Annotated in this window: 1 protein-coding gene; it reads left to right on the forward strand. The window is 38.7% G+C overall.

Translation table 11 applies throughout. The features are described from left to right. The coding region (locus KVT27_RS24785; protein ID WP_217582188.1) for a P-loop NTPase family protein at positions 1-269 on the forward strand (269 nt) is incomplete at both ends.

Consider the following 269-nt stretch of genomic DNA (forward strand, 5'->3'; position numbering starts at 1 on the left):
TGCAAGCATTACTATCACTTAATACTTACGACTATATTCTTGTCGATCTTGAATCGTCTGTGCATCCGAGAGTTGTAAAAGTTTTGGAGCTGAGCGATATCTTGATTTGGCTTGTGCGTGATGATTTGAACGATGTGTATAAAACATTAGCCCTTTACGGACAAACAGGTGCTTTGGACAATGTTCATTTTGTGATGAATAAATTTACAGGCGTCCAAGAGAACGATTTTTCCGGGCTGCGTAAAGAAATTAGTTATAGGCTCCCTTAT

The sequence above is a fragment of the Lysinibacillus sp. GbtcB16 genome (assembly GCF_019091145.1).
GTDB lineage: Bacteria > Bacillota > Bacilli > Bacillales_A > Planococcaceae > Lysinibacillus > Lysinibacillus fusiformis.